The sequence below is a fragment of the Streptomyces sp. NPDC054932 genome, from assembly GCF_053610205.1.
This window is the reverse complement of the sequence record NZ_JBSGXU010000279.1, coordinates 1-8,169: the sequence shown is the minus strand read 5'-3', so window position 1 is coordinate 8,169 and position 8,169 is coordinate 1. Positions and strand designations below refer to the sequence as shown.

Below are 8,169 nucleotides of genomic sequence, written 5' to 3'. Positions count from 1 at the left end.
GGCCGGTGCACCTCGCAGGGTGCACCGGCCGACGCCGTTCCCGTTCTGCCGTTCCCTTTCGCCGTGCCCTTTCGCCGTGCCCGTGCGTCGTGCCCGTGCGTCGTGCCCGTGCGTCGTGCCCGTGCGCGGTCAGCGGGTGAACAGGGGCTCACCGGGCGGGGCCGGAGCGTCCGACGGCAGCAGGGCCAGGTCCAGCCCGCGTACCAGCCGGGCCCGCAGGGTGGTGTCCGCCGCCAGCGCCTCGGCGACGCGCCGGGCCGCGGTGGCGGCCTGCGCGTCGGAGGCCAGCACGATCGCCAGGGTGCCGTCGCTGTCCCCGCCGCCCGGGCCGAGGTGGGCGCGCAGGACGGCCGGCTCCGCGGACACGGCGGCCCGTACGGCCTCCCGTACGGCGGGGTCGGCCAGCGGGCCCGCGTCGGTGCGGCCCTCGGCGAGCGCGAGCAGCGCGGAGCCCGTCAGCTGGTAGGTGACGGGGCCGGCCAGGTCCAGGACCACGGTGTCGGCCTTCTCGTGCGCGGCGGCCGCGAGCGCCTGGTGCAGCGGGACGGCCACCGGCCGGGCCGCGGGGTCCCAGAGGGCCAGCGAGGCGATCGAGGTGAAGGCGGGCAGGGCCCGCCGGTCGCCCGCCCGCAGGGTCGGGACGGCCATGTCACTGGTCTTCTCCCGCTTGAGGCCGGTCTCCGGGTCGGTCTCCACCTCACCGAGGACGGCGACCACCGGGACCAGCAGGCGGGCACCCTTCAGCGCCGCCAGCACCTCCGGCTCCTTCGCCCGGTCCTCGGACCAGGCGGCCAGGGCCGCGGCCAGCCGGGGGTCGGCCGAGCCGTCGTCGTCGGAGAAGCCCGGGTCGGGAATGTTCTTGTTCGCCATGTTCGCCACAGTTACCCGACCCTACTGTGCCGGGTGGGGCGGATCCGTGAGGGGGCCGCGCTCCCGACCCCGGGTGCCCCGCCGCGGGCGGCGTGCCAGTACGGCGGCCAGTACGAGCAGCGCCGCCCCCGCGACCGCCGCCGCCGGGGCGCCCAGCCGGGCGCCGCGCTCGGGCGGGCGGACCGGTTCGGGGCCGGGACCGAAGTAGGTGTTCCCGGCCGCCGCGGGCACGGGTGCGGGCACGAGAGACTCGGGGCGCATCGCCTCGGCGGCCTGGAGGGCGGCGACGGGATCGACCAGCCCGTGACCGCGGGCGTCGTCGCGGCCGCCGGCCGGGGAGTCGGCGGCGGTCGCCTCCAGCAGCTTCTTGACCTGGGCCGGGGACAGGTCCGGGTGCGCGGCGCGGACGAGGGCCACGGCGCCGGAGACGAAGGCCGCCGCGGCGCTGGTGCCCCAGCCCTCGTAGTACGAGCGGTCGGGGTCCGCGATCACGACGTCCACGCCGGGGGCGCTGACGGTGGCGTACCAGTTGCGGGTGGAGAACTTGGCCTTCTTGCCCCGGCGGTCGACGGCGGTGACGGCGATGACACCCGGGTAGGCGGCGGGGTAGGAGACGCGGTCGCCGGACTCGCCGCCGTTGCCCGCGGAGGCCACGACGACCACGCCCTTGGCGAGGGCGTACTGGACGGCCTCGTCCTCGCCCGCCTCGTGGTGGGCGGAGTCGCTGTCGTCGCCGAGGGACAGATTGATCACGTCGGCGCCGTGGTCCGCGGCCCACCGGATGCCTTCGGCGAGGGCGCCGCCCTTGCTTTCGCGGGCCTGGGCGCGGCCCGGGTCGCCCTCTTCGAGAATCACCCGGACCGGCAGGATCCGGGCCTGCGGGGCGATCCCGAGAACGCCCTGACCGCGGCTGGGGCCGTGACCGTGCCCGGCGATGATGCTCGCCATGGCGGTGCCGTGACGGGCCCAGGCGCGGTCGCCACGGCCGGCGCCCATGCCGATGAGGTCGGTGCCGTCGAGGACCTGCCCGGCGAGGTCCGGGTGCGCGTTGTCCACCCCGGTGTCGAGGACGGCGACCGTCACTCCGTCGCCCCGGGTGGTGCCCCAGGCCTCCTCGGCGCGCAGTGCGAGCAGGCCCCACTGGCGGTCGCGGATGTTGTCGGCGGCGGCGGGGGCCGCGGTGGCGGCCACCAGGAGGGTCGCGGCGAGCAGGGCGGTGCCGGCCTGTCCGAACGCCCGGCGGGTCGTCGGGCGGGTCGTCGGGCGGGGCGCCCGACGGATCGCCCGGCGGACTCGGGTCATCGGGCGGGCTCCGGGGTGGGGACGGGCGCGGGCGTGGTGGTGTGTGGGGGCGTGGTGGTGGGCGCGGGCGTGGTGGTGGGTGGGGCGGCGAGGAACGCTATCCCGTGGCCGATGCGGTCGGCGACCGCCCGGGCCTCGTGGCCGAGGCCGGCCTGGGCGGCGGCTCCCGTGGCTTCCTTCTTCATCAGGTCCTCGGCGGGGCGGGGCGCGTCCTGGGGGCGGCCGTCGGCGAAGGCGGAGACGGTGTAGACGACGACGGGGGCCTCGGGGAGGACGGATGCGGCCCATGCGGCGCGCTGGGCGTCGGTGAATCCGTACGCCGGCGGGGTGGTGATGCGGCCCTTGAGGGCGGTCATCGTCGGGGCGTCGGCGGGGGTGAAGACCATGCCGACGGAGATCAGGGAGCTGCGGGTCGCGTCGGTGTAGGTGGCGCGGAGCACGCGGGTGCAGCCGGCGGTGGCCAGCAGGGTCTGCCAGTCGGCGGCGAGCGCGGCGGCGCAGTCGGCGTCGGGGGCGAGCGCGATCCGGGTCCAGGTGCGGTCGGATCCGCCGGGGCCGGCGGAGGGGCCGGTCAGCACGGGCGGGAGGAGGCTGTCGACGGGGGCGGAACGCCAGAGCGACGCGGCCTTGCGGTAGGCGGCGTCGGCGGGCAGGGGGCGGTTCGCGGCGCGGTGTTCGGCCCAGGTGCTGAGGGCGGCTCCGCCGATGAGGCCGCCGCCGAGGAGTATGCAGAGCGAGGTGGCGAGGACCCGTCCGGGGTGGCGGCGCGGGGTCGTGTGCGCGGGCTGGGGCGGCGGGGTCGGTTCGGGCTCGCCCAGGATCGCGGTCCGCGGTGTCGTCGTGGTCATCCGGCGGCTCCGCCCCCCGTTCCGTACGGCTGCCTGTACGTACTGTACGGCGTCGGGGTGGGGGGCCATGCCGGGGGTTCGGGGGTGTGCGGGGCGGTGCCGGTGCCGGGGGCGGGGTGGGGTGGCGTCCGGGACTGCATGATTTATGGCGCCCTGGCGGTGTCCGGTCCTGCGGGCTCCTGCCGCGCCAACAAATCACGTTCTACGTCCCGGCCCCCACCCCACCCCGCCCCCGTCCCCGTCACTGGTCACTGGTCGCATCAGGCCCGGACCCGCCCCACCAATCCGCCCCGCCGCGCCGATCCGGCCTCGCCGGCGATTGAGGCGCGGGGTCCGGGGCAGCGCCCCGGGTGTTGAGCCGCGCCCAGCCGGACCCACCGCACCAATCCCGGCCCTGCCCCCACCAATCCGCCCCGCCGCGCCGATCCGGCCTCGCCGGCGATTGAGGCGCGGGGTCCGGGGCAGCGCCCCGGGTCTTGGGCCGCGCCCAGCAGGACCCACCGCACGGATCCCGGACCCGCCGCGCCCATCCGGCCTCGACGGCGATCGCGGCGCGGGGGACGGCCGGTGGTTGTCCCGGCGGTCGAGTACTACCCACCGGTACAGACCTCTGGCAAGCTGCCGCCCATGAACTCCGCCGCCACCGACCGCGCCCGGTACGACCGGGCGACCGCGCACCTGGACGCGCCGCTGGCCATCGTGGATCTCGACGCCTTCGACGCCAACGCCGACGATCTCGTCCGCCGCGCCGCCGGCAAGCCGATCCGGGTCGCGAGCAAGTCGGTCCGGTGCCGCGCGCTGCTGGAACGGGTGCTCGCGCGGCCCGGGTTCGCCGGGATCATGTCGTACACCCTCGCCGAGTCGCTGTGGCTGGCCCGGTCCGGGTTCGACGACGTGCTGCTCGCCTATCCCTCCGCCGACCGCGCCGGCTTCGGCGAGCTGGCGAACGACGCCAAGCTGGCCGGCGCCGTCACGGTGCTGGTGGACGATCCGGCGCAGCTGGACCTGATCGACCGGGCCCGGGACGGCGGCGGCGAGGAGGTCCGGGTCTGCCTGGAGCTGGACACGGCCCTGCAACTGCTGGGCGGCCGGGTGCGGATAGGGGCCCGCCGGTCTCCGCTGCGCGAGCCGGCGCAGCTGGCCGGGCTGGCCCGGGCGGTGGCCGCCCGGCCCGGGTTCCGGGTCGTGGGGCTGATGGCGTACGAGGGCCATGTCGCCGGGGTCGGGGACGCGCTCGCCGGGCGCCCGCTGCGGTCCCGGGCGATCCGGCTGATGCAGGGCGCGGCCCGCAGGGAGCTGGCGGCGCGGCGGGCCGAGGTGGTGCGGGCCGTGCGGGCCGTCGTACCGGACCTGGAGTTCGTCAACGGCGGCGGGACGGGCAGTGTGCAGCACACGGCCGCAGAGGACGCGGTGACCGAGATAGCGGCGGGTTCGGGCCTGTACGTGCCCCGGCTCTTCGACAACTACACGTCGTTCAGCGGGCGTCCGGCGGCCCTGTTCGCCCAGCCCGTGGTGCGCAGGCCGGGGGTGGGGGTGGTGACCGTGCTCGGGGGCGGCTACCCGGCTTCCGGTGCGGCCGGGGCCGACCGGTTGCCGGTGCCGTACCTGCCCGAGGGGCTGCGCTACGACCCCCAGGAGGGCGCGGGTGAGGTGCAGACCCCGCTGCTGGGGAGCCCGGCCGACGATCTGCTGATCGGCGACCGGGTCTGGTTCCGGCACGCGAAGGCGGGCGAACTGTGCGAGCGGTTCGACACCCTGCACCTCGTCGAGGGCGATCGGGTCACCGGCAGTGTGCCGACGTACCGGGGCGAGGGGCGGACCTTCCTCTAGTACACGGAGTCCGTCTGGTCCGGGATGACGCTCGTGTCGCCCCGCAGGACCGGCCCCTTGGTGCCGTCATGGTCGACGTAGCCGGTCGTCGCGCACGGGTAGGGGTCGGTCTTCTGCTTCTTCGGCTCGATGAACATGGGGTTGACGATCCAGCGGCCGTCGCTGTTGTCGTAGGCCCGGCACATCAGCTCGTTCTTGTTGCGGTTCACGACGAGCCGCAGGGCGGTGGCATCGCGCAGGAACGAGATGTCGGTGTCGGAGTCACCGGCGGCGAACACCTGGCGGCGGGCGGCGGGCTGGACCTTCTCGGCGGCCGCGCCGCGTACGCCGAATATCTCCTTGTTGATCCAGCAGCGCTTGCCGTCGATGTAGGTGATCATCGTGTCGGCGCCGTCGCGGACGGATCCGCAGCCCTGGAGGTGCGGGGTGAACCTGCCGCCGTGCGTGGTGGTGTTGCGGATGCCGATGACGCGGTCGGCCGTGATGCCGACGCCCCGGGCCCAGACCTCGACCACGGGCTGCGGGGAGGCGGAGCTGATCCACACGTCGAAGCCGGCCTTCTGGAGGCCCTTGATCAGGTCCTTCTGCTGGTCGTAGTAGCGCGCCCAGCCGGTGGCGGTGCCGCTGCCGACCCGCTGCGCGGCCCCGATGGGCGCGGCGAGGTTCTCGGTGCGGGCGGCGGCGGCGAAGCCGCGGATCTCGTGGGCGGTCCAGCCCTGCATCAGCTGGGGCAGCCAGGCGTACGAGGGTTCGGTGGTGCGGCGGTCCCAGCCGGCGAAGGCGGGGGCGCCGGTGCGGGTCGCGGCGGTGCCGTAGATCGAGTTGATCTCGTCGGCGCAGGCGGCTCCCGCGGGGGTTCCGGTGGGCAGGGGGGCGCCGGGGCGGGCGAGGGCGGCGCAGGCGTCGGCCAGGGCCTTCGTGGCGGCGGGGGTGAGGAAGCGGCTGGTGGTGGTCCAGTCCCCGGCGGCGGGCTGGCGGATCCGGCCGTTGCGCAGCAGCCAGAACATGGTGGCGTCGCCGACGTCGTTCTTGACGACGGTGTTGTCCCAGTCGAAGACGGCGACGGGCTTGGTGCGGCCGGGCCGGTACGGATTGCACGTGCCGTACCGGTCGATGAGCTGCTGGAGGCGGGCCTGGTTGTCCCCGTACCAGCCGGAGCCGATCGTGACCCGAGGACAGGGGGTGTGCGATGCCTGGGCCGGCGGGGCGAGCAGGAGTCCGGATCCGGTGGCCGCGATGAGGGCGAGGGGGGCCGCCCACTTTCTCTGCATGCTGCTCCTTCGGGGGATCGGGGCAAGGGAGCGGCCGGGCACCTTGCGGCGCCCGGCCGGGCAGGGGGGTGGCGCGTCGGGCCTACAGCGGGGTGACGTACGCGCCGGAGATCCCGCCGTCGACGAGGAAGTCGGTGGCGTTGATGAAGGAGGAGTCGTCGCTGGCGAGGAAGGCGACGGCGGCGGCGATCTCGGTGGGCTCGGCGAAGCGGCCGAGCGGGATGTGGACGAGGCGGCGGGCGGCGCGCTCGGGGTCCTTGGCGAACAGTTCCTGCAGCAGCGGGGTGTTGACGGGCCCGGGGCACAGGGCGTTGACGCGGATGCCCTCGCGGGCGAATTGCACGCCGAGCTCGCGGGACATGGCGAGGACGCCGCCCTTGGAGGCGGTGTAGGAGATCTGGGAGGTGGCCGCGCCCATGATGGCGACGAAGGAGGCGGTGTTGATGATGGAGCCGCGGCCCTGGCGCTGCATGTAGGGCAGGGCGGCCTTGCAGCACAGGTAGACGGAGGTGAGGTTGACGTCCTGGACGCGCTTCCAGGCCTCCAGGCCGGTGGTCAGGATGGAGTCGTCGTCCGGGGGCGAGATGCCCGCGTTGTTGAAGGCGATGTCCACGGAGCCGTAGGTGTCGAAGGCCGTCTTGAAGAGCGCCTCGACCTCCTCGGGGCTGGTGACGTCGACCTTGACGAACAGACCGCCGACCTCCTCGGCGGCGGCCTTGCCGGCCGTCTCGTCGATGTCCGCGCAGACCACGTTGGCGCCTTCGGAGGCCAGGCGGCGGGCGGTGGCGAGGCCGATGCCGCTGCCGGCTCCGGTGATGACGGCGGTGCGGCCGACCAGGCGGCGGCAGATGATCTCTTCGTTCGACATGTGGTTCAGGCCTCCGTGCTGATGAAGACGTTCTTGGTCTCGGTGAAAGCGGTGAGGGCGTCGGGTCCGAGCTCGCGGCCGAGTCCGGACTGCTTGTAGCCGCCGAAGGGGGTCCAGTAGCGGACGCTGCTGTGCGAGTTGACGGACAGGTTGCCGGCGGCGACGGCGCGCGAGACGCGCAGCGCGCGGCCGATGTCGCGGGTCCAGAGGGAGCCGGAGAGGCCGTACTCGGTCGCGTTGGCCAGGCGTACGGCGTCCTCCTCGTCCTCGAAGGGCAGGACGACGGCGACCGGCCCGAAGACCTCCTCGGCGGCCACGGGCGCGGTGGGGGCGATGTCCGTGACGAGGGTGGGCGGGTACCAGAAGCCGGGGCCCTCGGGGGCGGTGCCGCGGATCGCGGTGAGGTCGTCGGTGACGTAGGACCGTACGCGGTCCAGCTGGGTCCGTGAGATCAGCGGGCCCATCTGCGTCTTCTCGTCGAGCGGGTCGCCCACGGTCACGGCCGCGATGCCGGGGGCGACGAGCTCCAGGAAGCGGTCGTAGGCGGAGCGCTGTACGAGGATCCGGGTGCGGGCGCAGCAGTCCTGGCCGGTGTTGTCGAGGAAGGCCATGGGGGCGGCGGCCGCGGCGGCTTCGAGGTCGGCGTCGGCGAAGACGATGTTGGGGCTCTTGCCGCCGAGTTCGAGGGTGACGCGCTTCACCCGGTCGGCGCACTTGGCCATGATCTGCTTGCCGACGCGGGTGGAGCCGGTGAAGACGATCTTCGCGACGCCGGGGTGTTCGACGAGGGCGTCGCCCGCGACGTCCCCGCGGCCGGGGAGCACCTGGAAGAGGTGCTCGGGGATCCCGGCTTCGAGGGCGAGCTCGGCGAGGCGCAGTGCGGTCAGCGGGGTGGTCTCGGCGGGCTTGAGGATGACGGCGTTGCCGGCGGCCAGGGCCGGGGCCAGGCCCCAGGCGGCGATCGGCATGGGGAAGTTCCAGGGGGCGATCACGCCGATGACGCCGAGGGGTTCGAGGAAGGTGACGTCGATGCCGCCGGCGACGGGGATCTGGCGGCCCGAGAGCCGTTCCACTCCCCCGGCGGCGAAGTCGAGCAGGTCGCGTACGTTGCCGGCCTCCCAGCGGGCGTTGCCGATGGTGTGGCCGGCTTCGCGGACCTCCAGCCGGGCCAGTTCCTCGA

The 8,169-nt window shown here is 74.8% G+C and carries 7 protein-coding genes; 1 reads left to right on the top strand and 6 read right to left on the bottom strand.

What is annotated here, in order from left to right; all coding sequences use genetic code 11:
- Window positions 1-129: 129 nt before the first annotated feature.
- From ACWGE1_RS38595 to ACWGE1_RS38585, 3 genes are read right to left on the bottom strand one after another with little or no spacing between them, the layout of a single operon-like run.
- Window positions 130-870 carry an SseB family protein gene (locus ACWGE1_RS38595; RefSeq protein ID WP_453425142.1) on the bottom strand — a complete coding sequence of 247 codons (741 nt, stop codon included), beginning with the start codon at window positions 868-870 and terminating at the stop codon, window positions 130-132.
- A gap of 21 nt (window positions 871-891) precedes the next feature.
- Window positions 892-2,172, bottom strand: coding sequence for a type VII secretion-associated serine protease mycosin (mycP, locus tag ACWGE1_RS38590; RefSeq protein ID WP_453425141.1), 1,281 nt, complete (start codon window positions 2,170-2,172; stop codon window positions 892-894).
- Complete coding sequence (locus ACWGE1_RS38585) at window positions 2,169-3,020, bottom strand: hypothetical protein (protein WP_453425140.1); 852 nt, start codon at window positions 3,018-3,020, stop codon at window positions 2,169-2,171. Before ACWGE1_RS38585 ends, mycP begins: the two co-directional genes overlap by 4 nt.
- Window positions 3,021-3,647: 627 nt before the next feature.
- On the opposite strand from ACWGE1_RS38585, the gene ACWGE1_RS38580 reads away from it, so the two are divergent.
- Entirely contained in the window at window positions 3,648-4,850 is a 1,203-nt protein-coding gene (locus ACWGE1_RS38580) for an amino acid deaminase/aldolase (protein WP_453425139.1), read from the top strand.
- Here the strand turns inward: ACWGE1_RS38580 and ACWGE1_RS38575 are convergent.
- The 3 genes from ACWGE1_RS38575 to ACWGE1_RS38565 all read right to left on the bottom strand — a co-directional run.
- Window positions 4,847-6,121 carry a haloacid dehalogenase-like hydrolase gene (locus ACWGE1_RS38575; RefSeq protein ID WP_453425138.1) on the bottom strand — a complete coding sequence of 425 codons (1,275 nt, stop codon included), beginning with the start codon at window positions 6,119-6,121 and terminating at the stop codon, window positions 4,847-4,849. The two genes, ACWGE1_RS38580 and ACWGE1_RS38575, sit on opposite strands and share 4 nt — an antisense overlap.
- Before the next feature lie 82 nt (window positions 6,122-6,203).
- A complete protein-coding gene (locus tag ACWGE1_RS38570) occupies window positions 6,204-6,989 on the bottom strand; it encodes a 3-oxoacyl-ACP reductase (RefSeq protein WP_314249478.1) in 786 nt (261 codons plus the stop codon).
- A 5-nt stretch (window positions 6,990-6,994) separates the two neighbouring features.
- Window positions 6,995-8,169, bottom strand: a 1,175-nt coding sequence (locus ACWGE1_RS38565) for an aldehyde dehydrogenase family protein (protein ID WP_453425137.1), incomplete at its 5' end; no start/stop codon positions are given.

Coding starts and splice junctions, on each gene's coding strand:
- mycP (WP_453425141.1), bottom strand. CDS start 2,172: ATGACCCGAGTCCGCCGGGCGATCCGTCGGGCGCCCCGCCCGACGACC.
- ACWGE1_RS38585 (WP_453425140.1), bottom strand. CDS start 3,020: ATGACCACGACGACACCGCGGACCGCGATCCTGGGCGAGCCCGAACCG.
- ACWGE1_RS38575 (WP_453425138.1), bottom strand. CDS start 6,121: ATGCAGAGAAAGTGGGCGGCCCCCCTCGCCCTCATCGCGGCCACCGGA.
- ACWGE1_RS38580 (WP_453425139.1), top strand. CDS start 3,648: ATGAACTCCGCCGCCACCGACCGCGCCCGGTACGACCGGGCGACCGCG.
- ACWGE1_RS38595 (WP_453425142.1), bottom strand. CDS start 870: ATGGCGAACAAGAACATTCCCGACCCGGGCTTCTCCGACGACGACGGC.
- ACWGE1_RS38570 (WP_314249478.1), bottom strand. CDS start 6,989: ATGTCGAACGAAGAGATCATCTGCCGCCGCCTGGTCGGCCGCACCGCC.